Genomic DNA, 22358 nt, shown 5'->3' on the forward strand with positions numbered 1-22358 from the left:
GCTCCCCGGGGGTCACCGGCCTCCGCCCGCGGCGAGCCAGTCCGCGTAGAACAGGCCGAGGCCGAACATCGCGCAGACGCCCGCCAGCAGCCAGAACCGGATGATGACCGTGGTTTCCGCCCACCCGGCGAGCTCGAAGTGGTGGTGGAACGGCGCCATCCGGAACAGGCGTCTGCGGGTGGTGCGGAAGATCGCGATCTGCAGCACCACGGAGACCATCTCGACCACGAACAGACCGCTGATCACGATCATCAGCAGCTCGGTGCGGGTGGCCATGGACAGACCCGCGACCAAGCCGCCCAGCGCCAGCGAGCCGGTGTCGCCCATGAAGATCTTCGCGGGCGCGGCGTTCCACCAGAGGAAGCCGATGCACGCGCCCATCGCCGCCGCGGCGACCACCGCCAGGTCGAGTGGGTCCCGGACGTCGAAGCAGGCCGCCTCGGCCACCCGCGAGCAGTCGTGGCTGAACTGCCAGAACGAGATGACCACGTAGGTGCCCATGACCATCGCCGACGAGCCGCCCGCGAGGCCGTCGAGGCCGTCGGTGAAGTTCACCGCGTTCGACCAGACGCCGACCGCCAGGTAGCAGAAGACGATGAAGCCGATGCCGCCGAAGGAGACGATGGAGATGTCGCGGACGAACGACAGGTTGTCCGAGGCCGGGGTGAGCTGCCGCTCGTCGGGGAAGCGCAGCGCGAGGATGGCGAAGGCGACCGCGACGACCAGCTGGCCGACCAGCTTCGCGGTCTTGTTCAGGCCGAGGTTGCGCTGCTTGCGGATCTTGATGAAGTCGTCCAGGAAGCCGACCAGGCCCAGGCCGGTGGCCAGCATCAGCACCAGCAGGCCGGAGGCGGTGGGGCTGTCGCCGCGCTCGGACATGGCGTTGGCGACGTGCGAGGTGCCGTACCCGGCCCACATGGCGACGATGATCGCCACGCCACCCATCGTCGGGGTGCCGCGCTTGCTCTTGTGGCCCTGCGGGCCCTCCTCGCGGATCTCCTGGCCGAAGCCCTGCCGGGAGAAGACCCGGATCAGGTAGGGCGTCAGCAGGATCGACACGACCATGGCGATCGCCGCGGCGATCAGGATGGACTTCACTGGGCGTCCTCCGCGAGCAGCGCCTCGGCGACCCGCCACAGCGCGGCGGACTTCGACGCCTTCACGAGCACGAGGTCACCCGGCGCCAGTTCGGCGCGCACCAGCGCGACCGCGGCATCGACGTCCGGCACGAGTACCGACTCCTCTCCCCACGAGCCCTCCAGGCTCGCCCCCTGGTGCATGGCGCGGGCTTGGTCGCCCACCACCACCAGGCGGTTGATGTCCAGTCGAACGGCGAGCCTGCCGATCTCGTCGTGCCCCCGCACCGACTCGTCGCCGAGTTCCGCCATCACCCCGAGGACGGCCCAGGACCGGCGGCGGTTGCCTGCCCGCGCCATGGTGGCCAACGTCTTGAGCGCGGCGGTCACCGATTCCGGGTTCGCGTTGTAGGCGTCGTTGATGACGGTGACGCCGTCCGCGCGGGTCGTGACCTCCATGCGGCGGTCGGAAACGCGTTGTGCGCCGGTGAGCCTGTCCGCGACCTCTTGCGGCGTCGCGCCCAGCTCCAGGCCGATCGCGGCGGCGGTGAGCGCGTTGCCGACGTGGTGGGCGCCGTGCAGGCCGAGGGTGACCTGGGCCTCGCCCTTGGGGGTCACCAGGCGGAAGCTCGCGCGGGCCTGGTCGTCGAGGGTGATGTCGACGGCGCGCACGTGCGCGCTCTCGGCGACGCCGACCAGCACGACCCGGGCCCGCGTGCGGCTCGCCATGGCGGCGACCAGCGGGTCGTCGGCGTTGAGCACGGCCACGCCGTCCTCCGGCAGCTGCTCGACCAGCTCGCCCTTGGCCTTGGCGATGTCCTCCCGGGTGCCGAACTCGCCCAGGTGCGCGGTGCCGACGTTGATCACGGCGCCGATCCGCGGCGGGGCGGTGTGGCACAGGGACGCGATGTGGCCGGGTCCGCGCGCGGAGAGTTCGAGCACGAGGTGCTTGGTGTGCTCGTCGGCGCGCAGGACGGTCCAGGGGTGGCCGAGTTCGTTGTTGAACGAGCCCGGGGGCGCCACGGTGGCCCCCGTCGGGGCCAGGACCTGGGCGATGAGGTCCTTGGTGGAGGTCTTGCCGGAGGACCCGGTGACGCCGACGACGGTCAGACCGGCCTCGATGAGCCTGCCCGCGACCAGGCGGGCGATCTTGGCGAGGGCCGCCATGACGGCCGCGCCCGAGCCGTCCTTGTCCGCCGCGAGGGCGAACGCGCGCGTGTGCGCCTCGGACACCGGGGGGACGACCACCGACGGGGCGTCGACCGGGCGGGCGGCCAGCACGGCGACCGCGCCCCGCTCGACGGCCGCGGCGGCGTAGTCGTGGCCGTCGAAGGCCGCGCCGGGCAGGGCGAGGAACAGGCCGCCGGGGGTGACCTCCCGCGAGTCGAACTCGACGGTGCCGGTGACGACCTCGGTCCCGTCCACGTCGTGCAGGGTGCCGCCGACGGCGTCGGCGATCTCGCGCAGGGTAAGTCCGATCATCGGTTCGTGGCTCCCAACCGCTCGCGGATGGCCGCGGCCAGTTCGTCGCGGTCGGAGAACGGGTGCACCACTCCCGCGACCTCTTGTCCGGTTTCGTGCCCCTTGCCCGCGATCACCACAACGTCGCCGGGACGGGCGTTGGCCACGGCGGTCGCGATGGCGAGCCTGCGGTCGCCGATGTCGACGACCTCCCCGCGCTGGCCGTCGGGCACGGCCACCGCGCCCGCCAGCATCGCGGCGCGGATCCGCGCGGGGTCCTCGGAGCGGGGGTTGTCGTCGGTGACGACCAGCAGGTCGCTGCGGCGGGCGGCGGCCTCGCCCATCAGCGGGCGCTTGGCGGTGTCGCGGTCGCCGCCGCAGCCGAGCACCGCGATGACGCGGCCCTCGGTGCGCGCGCGGACCGCGTCCAGGGCGAGCGCGACGGCCTCGGGCTTGTGCGAGTAGTCGACGACGGCGGTGAAGTCCTGCCCGAGCGCGACGCGCTCCATCCGGCCCGGGACGCGCACCTCGGCCAGACCGCGGACGATGGCCTCCAACGGCACGTCCACCGCGTGCAGGACACCAGCGGCGAGCAGCGCGTTGGCGATGTTGAACGGACCCGGGATCGGCAGGGTCGCGCGCACCGGGCCGCTGTGCGGGGGGTGCAGCAGGAAGGACTGCTCACCGGTGCGGGAGACCTCGACCTCGGAAGCGGTCCAGGACGCGTCGCCGGTGGTCGAGACGGTGACCGTCTCCGGTCTGACCAGCCTGCGGCCCCACTCCTGGTCGACGCAGACCACCTCGGCGGCGGAGCGGCCGTCGAACAGCAGCGCCTTGGCCTGGAAGTAGTCCTCCATGTCCCGGTGGAAGTCGAGGTGGTCCTGGGACAGGTTGGTGAACGCGCCGACGGCGAAGCGGGTGCCGGAGACCCGGCCCAGGCTCAGCGCGTGGCTGGAGACCTCCATCGGCACGTGCGTGACGCCGCGCTCGAGCATCACGGCGAACAGCGCCTGCAGGTCCGGGGCCTCGGGGGTGGTGAAGGCGCTGGCCAGCCGGGCGCCCGCGATGCGGGTCTCGACGGTGCCGATCAGGCCGGTGGTGATCCCGGCGGCGACCAGGCCCGCGTCGACCACGTGGCTGGTGGTGGTCTTGCCGGACGTGCCGGTCACGCCGAGCACGCGCAGCGCCAGTGACGGCTCGCCGTAGACCCACGCGGCCACGGGGCCGAGCGCGGCCCTCGGGTCGGGGTGCACGAGCACGGGCACGCCCGCGTCGCGCACGGCGGGGCGCTCGGCGCCCGCCTGGTCGGTGAGCACCGCGACGGCGCCCGCGGCCACGGCCTGGGCGGCGAAGTCGGCCCCGTGCGCGCGGGCACCGGGCAGAGCGGCGAAGAGGTCTCCGGGGAGGACATGCTGTGCGCGCAGCGTCGCGCCCGTCACGACCACATCGGACGACCGGGCCGCGGTGCGGCTGCCGGTGTCGTGGCCGGTTCCGGCGCCCTCGACCGCGGTCAAGCGCGCGTCCGCGCGCGCGAGCAACGCGGCGAGCGGCACGGGCTGGGTCCGGGTGGGGCGAGGCGGCGCTGTGACAGCCTTGCCTTCGAGCTTGGCGGGCACGTCGCGGAAGGCTACCCGCGCACGCAGGGCGACCACGCGGCCCCTCGATCGCGGGCCCCCGAGGGGATGCGGTAGGCGACCGAGCGGTGGCCGCCCCCGCCCGCCCCGGTGCTCATCCCCCACCGATCGACTTGACCCTGTTTTCGCACGTCAAACCCGGTTTCGAGCCACCTGGTTCGAACATGCGTTCACTCGGATCCGCGTACGGCCGCGGTCATTCCCCGCCGTCGCCGCCGACCGTCCCGCGCGGACGATCACGGCTGGACCAGGGGCACGATCGGGGCCTGCTCCTTGGACAGCGGGATGTTGTAGCGCTGGGTCAGGAACGCGGCCACGTCGTGGAAGAACGGCGCGGCCGAGTGTCCGTCCGATGTGGAGTACACGGGCGTGTCGTAGACCATGCCCACCACGAACCGCGGGTCGTCCGCGGGCAGGATGCCCGCGAAGGTGATCCAGTACTTGCTGTCGCTGTAGCGGCCGATCGTCTGGTCGTACTGCTGCGCGGTGCCCGTCTTGCCCGAGATCTGGTAGCCGGTCACCGCGGCACCCGGCGCCGTGCCGCTGTTGCCACCGGGTGCCTTCTGCATCACCGCGCGCAGCATGTCGCGCGCGGTGCGGGCGGTTTCCGGGCCCACCACGCGCACGCCCTCGGGTCGCGGCTCCTCGATCCGGGTGCCGTCCGGGGCGATCCTGGCCTTCACGATCCGGGGCGGCACGCGCACGCCGTCGTTGGCCAGCGCCTGGTACATCCCGGCCATCTGCAGCACGGTCATCGACAGGCCCTGGCCGATGGGCAGGTTGCCGAAGGTGCTGCCGGACCACTGGTTCCGCGCGGGCAGCCGCCCGGCGCTCTCGCCCGGCAGGCCGACGCCGGTGCGCTTGCCGAGGCCGAGCCGCTCCAGCATGTCGGCGAAGCGGTCCGGACCGACCTGCTGGGCCAGCAGCAGCGTGCCGACGTTGGAGGACTTGGCGAAGATGCCCGCGGTGGTCATGTTGAGCCGACCGTGCGACCACGCGTCGCCGACCGTGCGGTCGGCCACCTGGATGGACCCGTTCACCGCGTGCATGGCGTCGGGGGTGGTGACCCCGTACTCCAGCGCGGCCATCGCGGTGACGACCTTGTTCACCGACCCCGGCTCGTACGGCGTGGTCACCGCCGGGTCGTTGAGCGCCTGCCCGCCCGGCGAGGTCGACGGGTCGAACGTCTTGTCGTTGGCCAGCGCGTAGACCTCGCCGGTCTTGGCGTCGAGCACCACCACGCTCGCGCTCTTGGCCCCGCTGCGCTTGGCGTACTCGGCGGCCTTCTGCTGCACGAAGTACTGCAGGTCGGCGTCGATGGTCAGCTCGACGTCCGAGCCGTCCACGGCGGGTTTCACGTCCCGGCCGGAGCCGGGCAGGACCACGTCGGAGCCGCCCTCGGTCTCCACGACCTGGCTGCCGGGCGTGCCCGAGAGCTCGGAGTCCCGCAGCATCTCCAGGCCGAAGAGGCCGTGCAGGTTCTGCTTCTCGGCGGGGTCGTTCATCCGCCAGTTCGCGTACCCGATCACGTTGGCGGCCAGCGACCCGCCGGGGTACTCCCGCCGGGCCCGGGCCTCCAGGTTGAGGTCGGGGTGCAGGTCGGAGAGCTCCCGGGCCTTGGCCGGTTCGACGTTGTTGGCCAGGTACACGTAGGAGTTGTCCGACCGCAGCTTGGTCAGCAGCTCCGGCTCGGACACCGCCGACCCCAGGATCCGCGCCATGTCCCGGGCGATGTTCGCGGTGTCGTCGTCGAACGACAACTGCTTGTTGGGCGCCAGCTTCTTGTTGGCCTCCGCGGTCCGCGCCCGCATCGCCTTGGGGCGGTAGGCGATGGACCGGGTCTCCACGCTGAAGGCCAGCTCCACCCCGTTGCGGTCCACAATGGACCCGCGGGTGGCGGCGATCGGGATCCGGGTGATCCGCTGCTTGGCGGCCTGCGCCGCCAGCGCCTCGGACTGGAAGCCCTGGACCTGCACCAACTTCAGCCCGGCCACCACCAGGGCGGCGATCAGCAGGAACCGCGTGACCACCACCCGCACCCGGTGGTCCGACCCAGCCGCCCGCTTGCCGACCCGCCGCATCCGGCCGGGCGAGACCCGTTCCCGGACGGCCACACCGCCCTTGCCCGGGCCCTGCTTCCCACGGGGCCGTCCCTGCCCGCTCTCGGGACGCCACCCCCCGTTTCCACTAGTACGGCCCCCACCCGCACGCCCGGCAATCCCCCGCCCATCACGCGCTCCGGCACCACCGGCACCACGCCCGGCGCTCACGCTCCGGGCAGTCCCGCCCGCGCGCCCGCCGGCATCACGACCCGCTCCACCGGCGCCACCACGCCCGCTCACCGCGCGCGGCTCACCCGCGCGCCCAACTCCGCCCCGGGGATCCCCCGCGCGTCCGCCCCCGGCCCGGCCACGCGCGTCACCGGCGGCACCCCCGCCGATCCGCCGCTCGTTCCCCCGCCCCGCACCGCGCCCGTCGTCCCCACGGCCACCACCCACGTCCCCGACTCCCCGCTGCTCGCCACCACGCCCTGCGCCCCGCTGACCGGCTCCCCCCGCCCCAGCGCGACCGGTTCCACCCGCCCCGCGTCCGGTGGAACCCGCTTGCCCGGCACGCCGCGCCCCGGAGCCGCCCGGCACGGCCCCACCGCGCGCGGACCTCCGGTTGGTGCCACCGTCCCGGCCGTCGTGGTCCCCGCGGCCGCCCTGCCCAGAACTGTCCCGTCCCATCACGACCACCTTCGTCCCCGCACCGCACCGGACAGTTCAACGCACCGATCACCCAGGCCCGCACCACGACGCCCCGGCCACCCATCGCCCCGGACAACGCGCCCGCCGACCCGCTCGCTCTTTCGATCCCGGGGACCAACGCCCCGACTTCGGGTACCCCGCGCCCCGCACGCCGCCCAGCGCGGATCGCGACCGCCCGCGACACCGGCGGAGTTCACTCGCCCACCGGCGAAGGCCACCCACCGGCCGACGCGATCGGCGGCATTCCCGCCCGGCATCCGCCGCCACGCGTCGGCGCGAAGTCGGCCGCCCGTCGCGGTCCCCGGCGTTGTCCCGCTCGACAAGGGCCTACCAGGGGCACCGGCCGGTGCGGGCAGGCCACGGATGGTGTGGGAGTGATCGCGCTCGGTGGTCGGTTCCGCGCGCACGCCGGTGCTGTGCCGTCGCATGGCACGACCAGTGCGCACAGCGCTCTCCCCGCCCTCGCCGGCCCGCGCTCCCACACCGGCCACCGGTGTGCCGACCGGCGCTCCACTGTGGAGCACGGCAAGCACCTGTCCGTCCACACCGGTTCCCGGTCCGCCCCGGGTCCCGCTGCCCGTCCCCGCCGTCGAGGACGGCCGGGTCTACCTCGCCCCGTCAGCCACCACCGGTGCCCGGCTGGGGGTTCCCCTCCGGCGCGGGCGGTGTCCCGGCCGGGGGCTGTTCCCCCGCCGGGGGCTGCTGGCCCGGGTCCGGCTGGGTCGGGTCCGGTGTGGCCGGTGCCGGTGCCGCGGGCTTCGGCGTGCCGACGACCTTGATCCGCCCGTCGGGGGTGACCACGAGCCACGCGGCGTCGCCCGCGGGCACCATGCCCAGGGCGCGGGCGCGGTCGGCCAGCGCGGGCGCCGACTCCTGCTTGGCCACGTCCTGCTGCAACCGCTCCACCTGCTCGGCCAGCAGGGTGGCCGCCTGCTTGGCGCCCTCCAGCCGGTACGAGTCGGCGACGGCCTGGGTGGTCAGCCACAGCGTCGCGGCGACGCCGACGACCAGCAGGCTGATGATCAGCACCACGAAGCTCGCGCGGCCGGAGGTGTTCTCCTGGGTGGCCGCGGCGCGCGCGGTGGAGTGCGACCGGGCCGCGCCGTCCCGCTGCGGACGGCGGGCGCGTTCGACGACGCCGGGACGGCGCTCAACCGCGGGGGGCGCGTCCAGCACCTCGACGCCACTACGCCCGCGCGCCGCGGATCTGCGCGGTGCGGTGCCCTCGGTCTTCTTCCGCGCACCCGTCCGCGTGGCGCCCCCGCGCCCCGCGGTCGAGCCCGCCGAACCACGCGTCCCCAACCCCAACCCCCCGCTTACCCCGGCCCGCCACCCCGACGGACCCCGCGTCCCCGCACCGGGACGGTCTCGCTCCACCTCGCCCGAGTCACCCTCAGGCGGTTCCCCGTCCCACTCGAGCCCGGGTTCGTCATCCCCACCGGATCGGTGGGTCGCGTCCACCTCGGACGGGGCGGGCACGACCTGCTCGACCCCGCCGTCCTCCGGATCGGTCCCGCTCTCGTCGCGCCGGGACCGCGGGTCCTCGGGCTCGGTCGGGCTCGGCGCCCGCCGCCCGAGCCGCCAGAAACCCCCGGGCTGCACGCGCTCGGTGGCGCGGCGGCGCCGGGGGACGCGGGGCGCCGGTTGTTCATCGCCGGGACGGCGGGACTGCTGCGGCAGGTGCGCGGAATCGGTGCCGGGCACGGTGGTCATGTGGCCTCCCGGATTCGTTCCGCGGCGCGGAGCCGGACGGACTGGGCGCGGGCGTTGGCCGCGACCTCCCGCTCGTCGGCGACCTCGGCGCCGCGGGTGAGCAGGCGGAAGTACGGGCGGTGCTCGGGCAGTTCGACCGGCAGGCCCGGCGGCGTCGTCGACTTGGCCAGGTCGGTCAGGCACCGCTTGACGATGCGGTCCTCCAGGGACTGGTACGACTCCACGACGATCCGGCCACCCACCCGCAGCGCGGACAGGGCGGCCGGGATGGCGCGCCGCAGGACGTCCAACTCGGCGTTGACCTCGATGCGCAGCGCCTGGAACGTGCGCTTGGCCGGGTGGCCGCCGGTGCGGCGGGTCGCGGCGGGCACGGCCGCGTACAGCAGTTCCACCAGCCGGGCGCTGGTGGTGAACGGCTCGCGGTCGCGTTCGGCCACGACGGCCTTGGCGATGCGGGAGGCGAAGCGCTCCTCGCCGTAGTCGCGCAGGACGCGGGTGAGGTCGCCCGCGGTGTAGGTGTTGAGCACGTCGGCCGCGGTCTGCCCCGTGGTCTGGTCCATCCGCATGTCCAGCGGGGAGTCCCGGGCGTAGGCGAAGCCGCGGTCGGCCACGTCGAGCTGCATGGACGACACGCCGAGGTCGAACAGCACCGCGTCCACCCGGGACAGTCCCAGCCCGGACAGCGCCTCGGGGAGTCCGTCGTAGACGGTGTGCACGAGGTGCACCCGGTCGCCGTGCCTGGCCAGCCGCTCCCGGGACCTGGCCAGCGCGTTCGGGTCCCGGTCGAGGCCGACCAGGACCAGCTCCGGGTGCGCGGACAGCAGCGCGTCGGAGTGCCCGCCCAGGCCGAGGGTGGCGTCGACCAGCACCGCGGGTCGGTCGGCCAGGACCGGGGCGAACAGCTCGATGATGCGCTCCAGCAGCACCGGCTCGTGCCGTGGCTGCTCCGTCATGGGCACACCTCGGTGCCGACGACCACGGAGCTCACCAGGTCGCCCGCGGCGGGCGGGCGGTCACCGTCGCGGGGCGCGTCCACCAGCCGCCAGGCGTAGTCGCGGTCGTCCCGCTCGCGGGCGTGGCGGGGGCGGGTGGGTTCATCCTCGACCAGGGTGACCCCGCGGCCGTGGGCCGGGTCGGGCTTGGCGTGCGCGCCGGTGCCCGGCACCAGCCGCAGCGGCCGGTCGACCGCCCGGGAGTCGGTGTCGGACCGCGGGTCGTGCGACTTGTACGACGTCGGCGGGTCCGCGGCGATTGGGCGCGCGGGGGCCGGACCGGTCCCTGCACGCGCTCTCATCGCCGAACCTCTCTCCCACGCACCGCCCGGACACAACGGGTGCCGCCAGGTCCCCGCCCGCTCGTCGGACCTGGCACCGGGGAAGGTGTGCCAGGGCCGAAAGCGAGCGGACCGAGGCCTCACGGCACCCGTGCCTTCTCTCGTCCCAGACCCGTCAGAACACTCCGGGCAGGACCTCCTCCCGGGCCTGGGCGTAGCTCTCCTCGTGCTCGTCCAGGTAGGTCTGCCACGCCTGCGCGTCCCAGATCTCCAACCTGGTGATCGCCCCGATGACCACGCAGTCCTTGGTCAGGCCCGCGTACTTGCGCAGTTCCGGTGCGATCGCGACCCGCCCCTGGCCGTCGGGTCGCTGTTCGTCCGTTCCGGCGAACAGGTACCGCTGGTAGGCGCGGACCGCTTCGTTCGTCAGGGGTGCCGCGGCGACCTTGCGTGCCATGTCCTCGAACTCCGCGCGCGGGAACACGTAGAGGCAGTGATCCTGACCCTTCGTGACCATCAACCCACCCGCGAGCGCTTCCCGGAACTTGGCGGGCAGTGTGAGCCGCCCTTTGTCGTCGAGCTTGGGGGTGTGCGTGCCGAGGAACATCCCGACACCCACCTCCCCACCGATACCGATCGCATCGGCCATGGAGCCCCCGTGTGCCCCACTTGGCGCCACAGTACCCCACTTTTCACCACAGTCAACGCGAATCGCGTGGGTTCCGGCGCCGCTCCATCAGCGTTTTCCCAGCTAGAGTGCGGGTGGGCGCGGTGGGGCGCGGTGGGGGGCATGACCGGCTCGGGTTACCCGGGAGCCGTCCCGGAAAGCGTGAAACGAACTTCGAAACGGCGTCACGAATCGCGCGAACCGCATGTCACGGCCATGAGTGGGGTGTCGTGGGGGACCCGGGGGCGGCCCGGTGGGGCGTCGTGGGGCGGTCGCCGCGCTCACCCATTCGGGTAGCGCTCGCGCCGTCGCACCCCGATCACGCAGAGTCAACGAACTCGGCGGTCCACCCACGGCCGTCCGGCCCAGCACCCGCCACCGGACCGCCCACGCCACCCCACGGGCCGCCCGGCGGGACGCGGCGGACACCGCCGCCGGACCAACCCCGGCGGGGGCCGCGCGTCCTACTCGACGCAGTCCGTCACAGGTGGGTTCCGGGCGGCGCGGGCACCGGTGGACCGGCCCGAGGGCCCGCCCGGCGGACAACCTGTGGAACCCCGGTCGCCCGCACCCCGTACGACCTACCCTGGCAAGATCGGACCGGCGCGGACCGCGCGGCGGCGCCGTGGACGACGTTGGGTACTTCGCCCTTGTTTGACACACTTCATGGCAGGCTGTCGCGGCCACACCCCGGTGTGGCGGGCGATTGTCCGGGCGCGGGCCACCAGCCCCCGTCCCGGCGGGCCCCGGTGGCGCCGGGCGAGCCGGACAGCCGCCGAGATACCAGGAGGTCGCGTGACGTCGAGTACCCCGCCCACCGCTCTGCCCGGTAGCCACTACCCGGGTCCGGGCGGCGAGCCGTTCGCGGGGCAGAACGGGCCCTACGCGCCTCCCGGGCACCAGCACGCGCCGCAGCCGCACCCCGGCCAGCAGGCGCCGCAGCCGCACCCGGCGCAGTACGCCCCCGCCCAGCACGCCCCGCAGCACGGCCAGCACGGCGCGGGCCAGCACGGCACCGGTCAGCACGCGCCGGTGCCCGCGGGCCCCGGCGGCAAGCTGGAGGAGCTGCACGCGATCACCCAGCGGATCGCGGCGAACGTGGAGCGGGTGCTGGTCGGCAAGCCCGAGGTGGTGCGCATCGCCCTCGTCGCGCTGCTGGCCGAGGGCCACCTGCTGGTCGAGGACGTGCCCGGGGTCGGCAAGACCTCGCTGGCCAAGGCGCTGGCCCGGTCCATCGACTGCTCGGTCAGCCGCATCCAGTTCACCCCGGACCTGCTGCCCAGCGACGTCACCGGGGTCTCGATCTTCAACCGGCAGACCAACGAGTTCGAGTTCCGGCCCGGCCCGGTGTTCGCCAACATCGTGGTCGGCGACGAGATCAACCGCGCCTCCCCCAAGACCCAGTCCGCGCTGCTGGAGTGCATGGAGGAGCACCAGGTCACCGTCGACGGCAACACCTACGAGCTGCACTCGCCGTTCATGGTGATCGCCACGCAGAACCCGATCGAGATGGAGGGCACCTACGCGCTGCCCGAGGCCCAGCGCGACCGGTTCACCGCGCGGGTGTCCATCGGCTACCCGGACCCGCAGGCCGAGCTGGCCATGGTCGACGAGCACGCGGGCCACGACGTGTTCGCCACGCTGCGCCCGGTCTCCGACGCCGACCAGGTGCGCGCGATGATCGAGACGGTGCGCGCGGTGCAGATCACCCAGGAGGTGCGCCGCTACGCCGTCGAGGTCGTCTCGGCCACCCGCAGGCTCTCGGAGATCCGGATCGGCGCCTCGCCCCGCTCCACGCTGCACCTGGTGCGCGCGGCCCGGGCGCAGGCCGCGCTGTCGGGCCGCGAGTACGTGGTGCCCGACGACATCCACTCCGTCGCGATCCCGGTGCTGGCCCACCGCCTGGTGCTCACCCCGGAGGCGCAGGCCTCGCGCCGCTCCCCCGCCGAGCTCGTCCGCGGCCTGATCCAGCGGGTGCCGGTGCCCCAGGCGACGCCGGAGGGCGGCGCGCAGTGGTCCACCGCCCGCGGGCGCTGAGGGGCAGCCGATGCGCGGAGCCCTGTCCGGCCTGACCACGCGGGGCCGGTGCCTGCTGGCCGCGGGCCTCGCCGCCGCGCTGTGCTCGGTGATGCTCAACGAGCGCGACCTGCTGCGGGTCTCGGTGTTCGTGGTGGCGCTGCCGCTGCTGGTCTGCGTGTTCACCGCGATGACCAGGGTCGGCCTGCACGCGCGCAGGCACATCTCGCCGCTGCGGGTGCCGGTCGGCGGCCGGGCGGACGTGGCGCTGGACGTGCACAGCACGGGCAGGCTGCCCACGGTCGGCCTGCTGGTCTCCGACGGCGTCCCGTACGCGCTCGGCGGCAAGCCGCGGTTCCTGATCGAGCACCTGCCCCGGCACACCGGCACCCAGCTGCGCTACTCGCTGCAGCCGATGCTGCGCGGCATCCAGCAGCTGGGCCCGCTCAAGGCGACGGTCACCGACCCGTTCGGCCTGGCCGAGTTCGAGCGCGAGCTGGCCGGGGTGTCGCGGCTGGTCGTGGTGCCCCGGGTGGTGGCGCTGTCCGGGTTGCCGGGCGGCTCCGGCCTCGGCTCGGGTGACGACGGCTCGGTCCGGCTCAACGCCGGTCAGGGCGAGGACGACGCCATCGTGCGCCCGTACCGGCAGGGCGACGACCTGCGCAAGGTGCACTGGCGGTCCACGGCCAAGCGCGACGAGATGATGGTCCGGGTCGAGGAGAGCCCCTGGCGCGGCGGCACCACGGTGCTGCTGGACCGGCGGATCAGCGGCCACCGCGGGGTGGGCGCGGCGTCGAGCCTGGAGTGGGCGGTGTCCTTCGCCGCGAGCATCTGCGTGCACCTGCACCGCCACGGCCACCCGGTGCGGCTGGTGTCGGAGACCGGCGCCGTGCTGGTCAGCGACGCGGGCGACGGCGGGCACAGCGACGCCGCGGTGCTCGACGCGCTGGCCGCGCTGCAGCCGGTGCACCAGCGGGAGATCTCCTGCCCGGCGGACCCCGGCCACGGCCAGGAACTGATCGCCATCCTCGGTGCGGCCACCCCGGACTCGATCAGCAGGCTGATCCGGTACCGCACGCGCGGCGTGCGCAGCATCGCGGTGCTGCTGGACACGCCCGCCTGGGGCGCGGGCGAGGACGACGACGTGGACCCGAGGGCGACGGGCGCGCTGCTGGCCGCCGCGGGCTGGGGCGTCACCACCGCCCGCCCGGACGTGCCGATGGGCCAGGTGTGGGGCGGCGTGTGCCGCACCGGCACGCGGCGCGGCGATTCGATGATCGCGGGAGCTGGTTCATGAGCGAGCGGACGACCGCGCAGGCCCAGTGGTCGACCACGGTCACCCCGGTGGTCGCGGCGGTCACCACGCTGTGCGCGTCGACCGCGCTGTCCGGGGTGATCGAGGGCGCGCGGTGGCTGGGGCACGCGGGTGTCGCGGTGATCGTGGTGACCGCCATCGGCCTCGGGCTGCGGGCGCTGCGCACGCCGACCCTGCTGGTGGTGCTGGCCCAGCTGGTCGGCCTGCTGTGCCTGCTGACCGCGCTGTTCACCGACAGCGGTGTGCTGGGCCTGTTACCGGGCCCGGACGCCTTCGACGCCCTGGGCCGGGTGCTGACCGACTCGGTGGAGGCGGTGCGCACGGGCGTGCCGCCGGTCGCCGAGACCCGGCCGGTGCTGTGCCTGGTGGTGATCGCCATCGGCCTGGTCGGGGTGCTGGTCGACACGCTCGCGGTGGCCGCGGGCACCCCGGCGGCCTGTGGCCTGGTGCTGCTGTGCGTCTACGCGGTCCCGGCGTCGCTGGCCGACGACCTGCTGCCCTGGTGGTCGTTCGTGCTGGGCGCCGGGTCGTTCGCGGTGCTGCTCGCGGTGGACGGCACGCACCGGCACCGGCTCTGGCGCAACCAGGCGGCGCTGCCGACCCGGGGCGCCGGGTTCGGTTCCCCGACGGCCATGGTGTCCTCGGCGCTGGTGCTGGGCCTGCTGGCCGGTGGGCTGATCACCGGGATCGGCACGGTTGGCAGCCTGCCGGGCGACGGCACCGGCGGCGGCACCGGCGGCGGGCTGGCGCTCAAACCGTTCACCAAGCTGCGCGGCATGCTGGAGCAGGGCGGCAACCGGGAGCTGCTGCGGGTGCGCGGCCTCGGCAACGAGACCCGCTACCTGCGCGCGCTGACCCTGCCCCGGTTCGAGCGCGACGGCGGCTGGGTGCCCGCGAGCGCGCTGGCCACCAACGTCCGCGCGGCCGGGCCGCTGCCCGCGGCCCCCGGCGACGACGGCCAGGGTCCGCAGACGCGCATCGAGATCGAGCCGATCAACTACGAGGACAACTGGGCGCCGGTGTACGGCACCCCCCGCCAGATGTTCGACCTGCCGGACAACATGTTCTACGACCTGGGCGGCGGGATGGTCTACGCGCGCAACGCGCGCAAGCTGGACCGCTACGTCGAGGCGGCCGACCTCAGCCAGCCCACGGCGGGCGACCTGCGGCTGGCGGGTTCGGACTTCAGCGAGGTCCACGAGATGTACTTCGACGCCGAGGGCATCGACCCGCGGGTCGTGCAGCTGGCCAAGGACCTCACCCGCGACCAGCCGACGATGCTGGACAAGGTGCTGGCGCTCAAGACGCACTTCACCAACTCGGCCAACGGCTTCAAGTACCAGACCCAGACCGGCCAGGGCAGCGACGAGACCGCCCTGCGGGACTTCCTGTTCGACTCGAAGGTCGGCTACTGCGAGCAGTACGCCTCGGCGATGGCGCTGCTGGCCAGGGCGGTCGGCATCCCGTCGCGGGTGGCCATCGGCTACACGGCGGGCTTCCTGACCGGCGACTACCGGTCGATCACCACCCAGGACGCGCACGCGTGGGTGGAGGTCTTCTTCCCCGACCACGGCTGGGTCACCTTCGACCCGACGCCGCTGTCGGACGGCCGCACGTACAACCCGCCCTACGCCAGCTCCCCGCCGAGCTCCGGCCCGGCGACGGGGGTCAGCGAGGAGAAGCCGCCGACCGCGACCACCACCACCGCGGCGGCGCCGCGCACGGACCCGGGCAAGGACCAGACCCCGCAGGCGGGCGCCAAGACGCCCGGCGAGGTGGCGACGCCGTGGTCGTGGCAGGCGTGGACGGCCCTGGGGCTGGGCGTGGTGGCGGCGGCGCTGGTGGCGCTGGCCTACGCGGCGCGATTGCGGATCGCGCGACCGCTGGCGATCGGGGTCGGCGTGCTGGCGCTGGTGTTCCTGCTTTCGCTGCTGTCGTGGTGGCTCAGCGCGCTCCTGGTGCTGGCCGTGCTGGGCGCGGTCCCGGCGCTGGTCCGGGACTGGCGCAGGCGGCAGCGCCGGGACGCGGTGCTGGGCGACTCGCCGGACGCGGCGTCGGCGGCCTGGACGGAGCTGCTGGCCGAGTCGTGGGACCGGGGCACGCGGGCGCCGGACACCGACACGGTCCGCACGGCCGCGCGCAGGCTGGTCAAGGAGCACAGCCTGGACGACGGCAGCAAGCAGGCGCTGCGCACGGTGGTGAACTCGGTGGAGCGGTCGTGGTACGGCGGCAGGCGCGACCGGGACCCCGAGCTGGCGGCGGCCTTCGACGAGGTGGTGCGCGGTCTGCGCCGCTCGTCGCCGCTCGACTGGCGCGGCAGGCTGTTGCCCCGCTCGGTGCTGCGGCCCCGCAAGCGCAAGCGCGGGGACGACGAGAACTGAGAGGCACCCCGGATTCGGACTCGGGTGGCCGTCACACCCGCTGCGGTGTGGCGGCCACCGCCGTTCCAGGGGCGAACGGGAAGCCAGGCAGGCCCGCGCACTTCGGCCCGCGACCGGGCGCCATACCGCGGGGTGGGGTCCGACCTGACCCCGGACATGGCTGTGCGCCGGGTCCGCGTGGTGCGGTTCCCGGCGCTAAGCCGTGGGTTCTGCTGAGTTAACGCTCGTCGTCGAAGCGCTTCTTGAAGCGCTCCTCCATGCGTTGCGAGAACGAGCCTCGGCGGTGGTGGGCGGCGGCGCCGCCACCCCCGCCCGCGGACTCCTGACCCGACTCCGTTTCGGAGCCGCCCTGGCGCAGCGCCGTCAGCGTCAGCAGAGCGCCGACGAACATCACCAGGAAGCCGAGCAGGCTCACCACGGGGATACCAGCCGGTTTGAACGGCAGCATCACACCGAGCACGAGGAGCGCGACCCCCAGGACGAACAGGGCGATACCCTGCAGCCTGCGCCGTCGAGACGGCTTGCGGAGACGGGCACCTCGGACGGTGGAGGCGAACTTGGGATCCTCGGCGTAGAGCGCGCGCTCGATCTGGTCGAGCAGTCGCTGCTCGTGCTCGGAGAGTGGCATACGTTCCTCCTCCGGCACAGCGGTCGCGGGCGCCGGGCGATCACGGTTGCCGCCGGACCCGGCGGGCACTCCTCGGTGGGGGTGTCGCCTCCAGGATACGGGGCGTTTCCCCCCGCGACTACCCGATCCCGGATCACGACGTGGCCGCTGTTGCCGGGTTTGCCCGGGTGTCCTCCGTACGGGGTAGCGCCCCGGCGCCGGGAGGCGTCTCGTGACGCCGTTGCGCGTCTTGTCGATCACGCTCCGCCCCGGTGGCGATCGGCGCCCCGACCAGCGGCTCCGGGATGGCGAAGGCGTCGACCAGGGTCCCGGCGTGCGGGCGCAGGCCGCGGCAGAGGTCGTTGACCGCGCCCGTGACGGCTTTCGCCCGGGTCGTGCTGAGCCTGCCGTGGCCGAGGAACCAGTCGAGGTCGGCCTCCACCGCCGAGAGCACGTGCAGGTCGCACACCCGGTTGAGCAGGGCGGCCGCGTCCGGGTCGGCGCACCGGTCGACGCCCGCGACGAACGCCTCCAGCACGACCCGCTCGACGTGCACGCGCGCGGCCCGCAGGACGTGGTCCTGGGCGTTGTTGAACACCTCGAACGCGTCGGCGCCGGGTGCCCCGGCCCGGCGCAGTCGGCGGGCGAGGGTGTCGAGGACGTGCTTCTCGCGGTCCTCGAACAGCCGCAGGTGCCAGCCGCGGTCGAGCAGGTCGGTGTCGTCGTTCTGCGGGCTGACGGCGGAGACCAGGCGCTCGATGAGCGATCGGGCGGCGGTGCGCTCGATGACGGTGCCGACGAACTGGTCGGCGATGAACCGGGCCATGCCCGCGGTGCCCAGGTCGTGCACGTGCTGGCGGTAACCGGTCAGCAGGCCCTTGGCGACGAGTTGGTAGAGCACGGTGTTGTCGCCCTCGAACGTGGTGAACACGTCGGTGTCGGCCTTGAGCTGCGGCAGCCGGTTCTCCGCGAGGTACCCGGCGCCGCCGCAGGCCTCGCGGCAGGTCTGGATGGTGCGGGTGGCGTGCCAGGTGGTGGCGGCCTTGAGCCCGGCGGCCCGGGACTCCAGCTCGCGTTGGCGGCGGTCGTCGGGTTCGTCGGCGAGTTCGTGCAGGGTCGTGACGAGCTGTTCCTGGGCGAAGTGCAGGGCGTAGGTGGTGGCCAGGGCGGGCAGCAACCTGCGCTGGTGGGCGAGGTAGTCGAGGAGGACGACCTCCTCCGGTTCCCCCGGGCGCGGGAACTGGCGGCGTTCCAGCGCGTACCGCACGGCGATGGTGAGCGCGCTCTTGGTCGCGCTGCCCGCCGCGCCCGCGACGCTGATCCGGCCGCGGATGAGGGTGCCGAGCATGGTGAAGAACCGCCGCGAGTCACCCTCGACGGGGCTGGTGTAGGTGCCGTCGGGGGCCACGTCGCCGTAGCGGTTGAGGAGCGCTTCCCGGGGGACGCGGACGTTGTCGAACCAGAGGCGGCCGTTGTCGACGCCGTTGAGGCCCGCCTTGCGCCCGCAGTCGGCGATCCGGACGCCGGGCAGCGGGGCGCCGTGCTCGTCGCGCAGCGGGACCACGAGCGCGTGCACGCCCCGGCTCTCGCCGCCGGTGATGAGCTGCGCGAAGACCACGGCGGCGCGGCCGTCGCGGGCGGCGTTGCCGATGTAGTCCTTGCGGGCGGCCTCGTGCGGGGTGTGCACGACGAACTCGCGGGTGACGGGGTCGTAGGTGGCGGTGGTGCGCAGGTTCTGCACGTCGGAGCCGTGGCCGGTCTCGGTCATGGCGAAGCAGCCGGGCAGGTCGAGGTCCATGATCGCGCGCAGGTAGCGGTCGTGGTGGGGCTCGGTGCCCAGGGCCGCGACGGCGCCGCCGAACAGTCCCCATTGGACACCGGCCTTGACCATGAGGGAGAGGTCGCCGAAGCCGAGCATCTCGAAGGAGGTCAGGGTGGCGCCGGTATCGCCGTCGCCGCCGTGGCTCTTGGGAAAACCGGCGCGGGGGTAGCCCGCTTCGGCCAGCTCCTGAAGTTCGGCGTAGACCTGTGCGCGGTGCTCCTCGGTGCTGAGGTCGTACGTGTGGGGTGAGGGCAGTTCGGCCATCCGTTGCCGCGCGTCCCGCCGCACTCGCGCCCATCGGCCGTCGAGCACCTCGGTCAACCGGGCTGTCGCACTACCGTCCATCGTGGCCTCCTTCTCCCCCGACGCTAACCGCGCGGGGCGGCGTGCGCCGGTCGTGGCGATGGGGTTTCCTGGGGCCATGGACGCCGTGTCTGCCCTCAAGCAGATAGCCCTGTACCTGGAACGGTCCGCGCAGCCGACGGGCAAGGTCCGCGCGTTCCGGCGGGCGGCGGCGGTCGTGGCGGAGTTGCCCGCGGGGGAACTGGAGCAGCGGGTCGCGGCGGGCACGCTGACCGCGATACCGGGGATCGGGCAGAGCATCGCCACGATCCTCACCGAGACGGTGCGGCTCGGTGAGCCGACGTACCTGACCAACCTGCTGGCGGAGAACGCGGAACCGGTGGCGGGCGGCACAGCCCTGCGGGCCGCGTTGAAAGGCGACTGCCACACGCACTCGGACTGGAGCGACGGCGGCAGCGGCATCGAGGAGATGGCCCGCGCGGCCATGGCCCTGGGCCACGAGTGGATGGTGCTGACCGACCACTCCCCGCGCCTGCGGGTGGCCCGCGGCCTGACCGCCGACCGACTGCGGCGGCAACTGGAGGTGGTGGCGGAGCTGAACGTGGCGCTGGCCCCGTTCCTGGTGCTGACCGGGATCGAGGTCGACATCCTCGACGACGGCGGCCTGGACCAGGAGGAGGACCTGCTGGCGGAGCTGGACGTGGTCGTCGCCAGCGTCCACTCCAAGCTGCGCATGCCCGAGGCGGAGATGACCGAGCGGATGTTGACGGCGGTGGCCAACCCGCACGTGGACGTCCTGGGCCACTGCACGGGCAGACTGGTAACGGCCAAACCCCGCCCCGAGTCGACCTTCGACGCCCGCGCCGTGTTCACCGCCTGCGCCGAGTACGGCGTGGCGGTGGAGATCAACGCCCGCCCCGAACGCCGCGACCCACCCCGCCGACTCCTGAGCCTGGCCTCGGACCTGGGCTGCGCCTTCGCCATCGACAGCGACGCCCACGCGCCGGGCCAACTGGACTGGCTGCCCTACGGCTGCGAACGGGCGGAGGACTGCGGGATCACCGCGGACCGGATCATCAACACCCGCACAGCCGACGCCCTCCTGGCAGGCATCGCCGCCCGCGCGAGGTGATCACGGCGCGACCCGCACCCACCGAACGCCACCGGGCCGCCCCCGCCGGTCGCCAGGAGACCGCTGTCGCCGTCGTCTTCGGCGTAGTAGGCGACCAGCGTCATCACGCGTTTTCGTTGGCAGGCACCTGAGCCATGTCGCGAAGGTGCCGAGCGTGCCCGATTTCGGCAGGCATCCGCCGATCGCTTCGGCGGGCCGGGGCAGGAGCACAGTCGGGCCGGAGGGATTCCGGGATGGGAGCAGGCCGAACCGGGTACATCGGCGCGCCAGTCGGTACTCCCGCGCCGCGGGGCCGATCCGGGCGGGTGCTGTTCAGGCGGTTATCTGGTCGTCGGTCAGCGTGCGGCGTTCTACGGCCGCGGTGAACTCTCGGAGGCCGTAGAGGAGGGCCGTACGAGCCTGGTCCGGCATGACGGCCAGGACCTGGGCCAGATCGGATCTTCGCGCCGCTCTCAGCCGGTCCAGCAGTTCCCGCCCCCGCACCGTCAGCACGATCTCCACTTCCCGCCGGTCGGTGACCGCGGCGTGGCGGTCCAGCAGGCCCGCCGTCTGGAGGCGGTCGCACAGGCGGCTCGCCGAGGACGGGATGGTGCCCAGCTCCTCGGTCAACCTCGTCAGGTTGACCGGTTCCAGTGCCTCCACGAAGTGCAGCGCCCGCAGCTGCATCGCGGGCACCTTCGGGTAGACGTCCGCGTTGGCCCGGGTCAGGACCAGGCCCAGGGCCCGCGCGGCGACCTCGGTCTCGGTTGCCTCGTCCGGTGCCGTGGGGGACATGCGCCCACTCTCGCACACCCGCCGGTCGATCCGGGCGAATCCCCCACCGTCACGCGGGTTCGGGGGCGCCGCCGAGGAGGGGGATGACGGCGTTGAGGCCGGTGATCGCCAGGATCCTGGACAGGAACGGGGGTACGCCGTCGAGCAGCACCCGGGCGCCGCGGGGCAGGGAGCGCTTGTGGGCGGCGATGAACACGCTCAGGCCGCTGGAGTCGATGAACGTCAGGCCGCCGAGGTCGACGACGATCTCGGCGTTGTCCTCGATCAGTTCGAGCAGGGCCCGCTTGAACTCGACGGCCGTGTGGGTGTCCAGCTCGCCCTTCGCGCTGACCACCAGCCGGTCGCCGTCGGTGCTGACGGTGTGCGAGAAGTCCCTCACGGGCGGCCCGCCGTGAGCGCGCCGTCGGTCCAGTGCCGGTCGACCAGGTCCCTGGCCAGCGGGAAGTCGCGCAGGTCGGCGGCCAGCAGCCTGCCGAGCTCGTCGACCAGCCCGGGCTCCACGCCCCGGGCGAACAGCAGGGCCGCGGTCCAGGCCGCGGTCTCGGACAGGGTGGTGGGGTCGCCGGTGAGCAGGGCCGACCAGACCGCGTGCAGCGCCTGGTTGACCACGTCGACCGCCACCGCCGCCACGCTGTCGAGCGGCAGCTGCTCGGTGGTCACCACCTGCGCGGCCAGCGCCCAGCGCTCGCGCAGGCCGGTGAACAGCCGGTGGTGGATCAGTTCCAGCGCGGCCTGCTCCCCCACCGCCGGGCCCGGCAGGGGGGCCGCCTCCGGCACCACCGTCGGCAGCTCCGCCACCACCGCGACCGCGTCCCGCGCGCTCGCCGCCCACGCCGTGGCGCCCAGCGCCGTCGCGCGGCGGCCGTCGACGCCGAACGCGGATCCGCCGACCACGACCGGGATCCCGGCGGACGTGCTGGCCTCGATGAACCGGCGCGTGGTCGGCAGGGCGCCCAGCACCGAGCAGCTCACGGCGGTCGCGTCGGGCCCCAGGTCCTGCAGGTACTGGCTCAGCCGCAGCGGCGGGGTCGACGCGCCCAGCAGCGTGACCTCCCAGCCCGCGCCGCGCAGCGCGGTGCCGACGATCATCGCGGGCAGCGCGTGCCACTCGCGTTCCGCGCAGGCCACCACGACCCGGCCGCGGGTCGCGGGCACCCGGCGTGCGTAGCGGGCGACGGCCTCGGTGGCCGACACCGCGACCGCGGTGGCCGCGTGCTCCTCGGCGACGGTCCACTCCCCGCGTTGCCAGCGGTCCCCCACAATGCGCTGCGCCGACGAGATCACGTCGACCAGCACCGTCGCCGGGTCCACACCGTCGTCGAGCAGGCCCTCGACCGCGGCGACGGCCGCGTCGACGTCCACCGAGGCGAGCGCCCCGTCGAAGCGACCGAGCGCGTCGAGCACGGCGTCCGACTGGTCCGACTGCTCTGCCAA

18 protein-coding genes are annotated in these 22358 nt (G+C 73.8%); 4 read left to right on the forward strand and 14 right to left on the reverse strand.

Annotated features, from left to right (window positions below; translation table 11 throughout):
* Positions 1-12: 12 nt before the first annotated feature.
* The 9 genes from mraY to mraZ all read right to left on the reverse strand — a co-directional run bounded on the left by mraY (position 13) and on the right by mraZ (position 10514).
* On the reverse strand, positions 13-1098 hold the full coding sequence (mraY, locus tag V5P93_RS27365; RefSeq protein ID WP_104479634.1) for a phospho-N-acetylmuramoyl-pentapeptide-transferase: 1086 nt from the start codon (positions 1096-1098) through the stop codon (positions 13-15).
* Positions 1095-2558 (reverse strand): UDP-N-acetylmuramoyl-tripeptide--D-alanyl-D-alanine ligase, encoded by a 1464-nt coding sequence (murF, locus tag V5P93_RS27370; RefSeq protein ID WP_104479633.1) that lies wholly within the window; start codon positions 2556-2558, stop codon positions 1095-1097. The genes mraY and murF overlap by 4 nt, the downstream gene beginning before the upstream one ends.
* The gene (locus V5P93_RS27375; RefSeq protein ID WP_245931333.1) at positions 2555-4180 is read right to left on the reverse strand and encodes a UDP-N-acetylmuramoyl-L-alanyl-D-glutamate--2,6-diaminopimelate ligase; all 1626 of its coding nucleotides are present in this window, start codon (positions 4178-4180) and stop codon (positions 2555-2557) included. The genes murF and V5P93_RS27375 overlap by 4 nt, the downstream gene beginning before the upstream one ends.
* Positions 4181-4407: 227 nt before the next feature.
* The gene (locus V5P93_RS27380) at positions 4408-6252 is read right to left on the reverse strand and encodes a penicillin-binding protein 2 (protein ID WP_104479632.1); all 1845 of its coding nucleotides are present in this window, start codon (positions 6250-6252) and stop codon (positions 4408-4410) included.
* Between the two features lie 257 nt (positions 6253-6509).
* The gene (locus tag V5P93_RS27385) at positions 6510-6785 is read right to left on the reverse strand and encodes a hypothetical protein (protein ID WP_181043525.1); all 276 of its coding nucleotides are present in this window, start codon (positions 6783-6785) and stop codon (positions 6510-6512) included.
* 754 nt (positions 6786-7539) lie between these two features.
* Positions 7540-8634, reverse strand: a complete 1095-nt coding sequence (locus V5P93_RS27390; RefSeq protein WP_104479630.1) for a hypothetical protein — start codon at positions 8632-8634, stop codon at positions 7540-7542.
* A complete protein-coding gene (gene rsmH / locus V5P93_RS27395; RefSeq protein WP_104479629.1) occupies positions 8631-9587 on the reverse strand; it encodes a 16S rRNA (cytosine(1402)-N(4))-methyltransferase RsmH in 957 nt (318 codons plus the stop codon). The genes V5P93_RS27390 and rsmH overlap by 4 nt, the downstream gene beginning before the upstream one ends.
* Positions 9584-9928 (reverse strand): hypothetical protein, encoded by a 345-nt coding sequence (locus V5P93_RS27400; RefSeq protein WP_104479628.1) that lies wholly within the window; start codon positions 9926-9928, stop codon positions 9584-9586. Before V5P93_RS27400 ends, rsmH begins: the two co-directional genes overlap by 4 nt.
* Before the next feature lie 154 nt (positions 9929-10082).
* On the reverse strand, positions 10083-10514 hold the full coding sequence (gene mraZ, locus V5P93_RS27405; protein ID WP_104479763.1) for a division/cell wall cluster transcriptional repressor MraZ: 432 nt from the start codon (positions 10512-10514) through the stop codon (positions 10083-10085).
* An 855-nt stretch (positions 10515-11369) separates the two neighbouring features.
* Here mraZ and V5P93_RS27410 point away from each other — a divergent pair.
* From V5P93_RS27410 to V5P93_RS27420, 3 genes are read left to right on the forward strand one after another with little or no spacing between them, the layout of a single operon-like run.
* Complete coding sequence (locus tag V5P93_RS27410) at positions 11370-12611, forward strand: AAA family ATPase (protein WP_245931313.1); 1242 nt, start codon at positions 11370-11372, stop codon at positions 12609-12611.
* A 10-nt stretch (positions 12612-12621) separates the two neighbouring features.
* Positions 12622-13887 carry a DUF58 domain-containing protein gene (locus tag V5P93_RS27415; RefSeq protein ID WP_104479627.1) on the forward strand — a complete coding sequence of 422 codons (1266 nt, stop codon included), beginning with the start codon at positions 12622-12624 and terminating at the stop codon, positions 13885-13887.
* Entirely contained in the window at positions 13884-16286 is a 2403-nt protein-coding gene (locus V5P93_RS27420; RefSeq protein WP_104479626.1) for a DUF3488 and transglutaminase-like domain-containing protein, read from the forward strand. The genes V5P93_RS27415 and V5P93_RS27420 overlap by 4 nt, the downstream gene beginning before the upstream one ends.
* Positions 16287-16503: 217 nt before the next feature.
* Here the strand turns inward: V5P93_RS27420 and V5P93_RS27425 are convergent, their stop codons facing one another.
* Both V5P93_RS27425 and V5P93_RS27430 read right to left on the reverse strand, forming a co-directional pair.
* Complete coding sequence (locus tag V5P93_RS27425) at positions 16504-16914, reverse strand: DUF3040 domain-containing protein (RefSeq protein ID WP_104479625.1); 411 nt, start codon at positions 16912-16914, stop codon at positions 16504-16506.
* Between the two features lie 133 nt (positions 16915-17047).
* Entirely contained in the window at positions 17048-19060 is a 2013-nt protein-coding gene (locus tag V5P93_RS27430; protein WP_104479624.1) for an acyl-CoA dehydrogenase, read from the reverse strand.
* 76 nt (positions 19061-19136) lie between these two features.
* Here V5P93_RS27430 and V5P93_RS27435 point away from each other — a divergent pair, with 76 nt between their 5' ends.
* Positions 19137-20150: a PHP domain-containing protein gene (locus V5P93_RS27435; protein WP_104479623.1), complete on the forward strand. Its 1014-nt coding sequence runs from the start codon at positions 19137-19139 to the stop codon at positions 20148-20150.
* A 312-nt stretch (positions 20151-20462) separates the two neighbouring features.
* Here V5P93_RS27435 and V5P93_RS27440 read toward each other — a convergent pair whose 3' ends face one another.
* The 3 genes from V5P93_RS27440 to V5P93_RS27450 are packed head-to-tail and all read right to left on the reverse strand — an operon-like array spanning position 20463 to position 22358.
* Complete coding sequence (locus V5P93_RS27440; protein ID WP_104479622.1) at positions 20463-20924, reverse strand: MarR family winged helix-turn-helix transcriptional regulator; 462 nt, start codon at positions 20922-20924, stop codon at positions 20463-20465.
* A 49-nt stretch (positions 20925-20973) separates the two neighbouring features.
* A complete protein-coding gene (locus tag V5P93_RS27445) occupies positions 20974-21303 on the reverse strand; it encodes an STAS domain-containing protein (protein ID WP_181043524.1) in 330 nt (109 codons plus the stop codon).
* Complete coding sequence (locus V5P93_RS27450) at positions 21300-22358, reverse strand: B12-binding domain-containing protein (RefSeq protein ID WP_219823987.1); 1059 nt, start codon at positions 22356-22358, stop codon at positions 21300-21302. The genes V5P93_RS27445 and V5P93_RS27450 overlap by 4 nt, the downstream gene beginning before the upstream one ends.

The organism is Actinokineospora auranticolor, assembly GCF_041897805.1.
GTDB classification, from domain to species: domain Bacteria; phylum Actinomycetota; class Actinomycetes; order Mycobacteriales; family Pseudonocardiaceae; genus Actinokineospora; species Actinokineospora auranticolor.

What these genes read in the sequence shown, in the direction of transcription:
- rsmH (WP_104479629.1), bottom strand. Translation starts at nt 9,587, where the DNA reads ATGACGGAGCAGCCACGGCACGAGCCGGTGCTGCTGGAGCGCATCATC.
- murF (WP_104479633.1), bottom strand. Translation starts at nt 2,558, where the DNA reads ATGATCGGACTTACCCTGCGCGAGATCGCCGACGCCGTCGGCGGCACC.
- V5P93_RS27440 (WP_104479622.1), bottom strand. Translation starts at nt 20,924, where the DNA reads ATGTCCCCCACGGCACCGGACGAGGCAACCGAGACCGAGGTCGCCGCG.
- V5P93_RS27380 (WP_104479632.1), bottom strand. Translation starts at nt 6,252, where the DNA reads ATGCGGCGGGTCGGCAAGCGGGCGGCTGGGTCGGACCACCGGGTGCGG.
- V5P93_RS27435 (WP_104479623.1), top strand. Translation starts at nt 19,137, where the DNA reads ATGGACGCCGTGTCTGCCCTCAAGCAGATAGCCCTGTACCTGGAACGG.
- V5P93_RS27415 (WP_104479627.1), top strand. Translation starts at nt 12,622, where the DNA reads ATGCGCGGAGCCCTGTCCGGCCTGACCACGCGGGGCCGGTGCCTGCTG.
- V5P93_RS27420 (WP_104479626.1), top strand. Translation starts at nt 13,884, where the DNA reads ATGAGCGAGCGGACGACCGCGCAGGCCCAGTGGTCGACCACGGTCACC.
- V5P93_RS27430 (WP_104479624.1), bottom strand. Translation starts at nt 19,060, where the DNA reads ATGGACGGTAGTGCGACAGCCCGGTTGACCGAGGTGCTCGACGGCCGA.
- V5P93_RS27400 (WP_104479628.1), bottom strand. Translation starts at nt 9,928, where the DNA reads ATGAGAGCGCGTGCAGGGACCGGTCCGGCCCCCGCGCGCCCAATCGCC.
- mraZ (WP_104479763.1), bottom strand. Translation starts at nt 10,514, where the DNA reads ATGTTCCTCGGCACGCACACCCCCAAGCTCGACGACAAAGGGCGGCTC.
- V5P93_RS27390 (WP_104479630.1), bottom strand. Translation starts at nt 8,634, where the DNA reads ATGACCACCGTGCCCGGCACCGATTCCGCGCACCTGCCGCAGCAGTCC.
- V5P93_RS27425 (WP_104479625.1), bottom strand. Translation starts at nt 16,914, where the DNA reads ATGCCACTCTCCGAGCACGAGCAGCGACTGCTCGACCAGATCGAGCGC.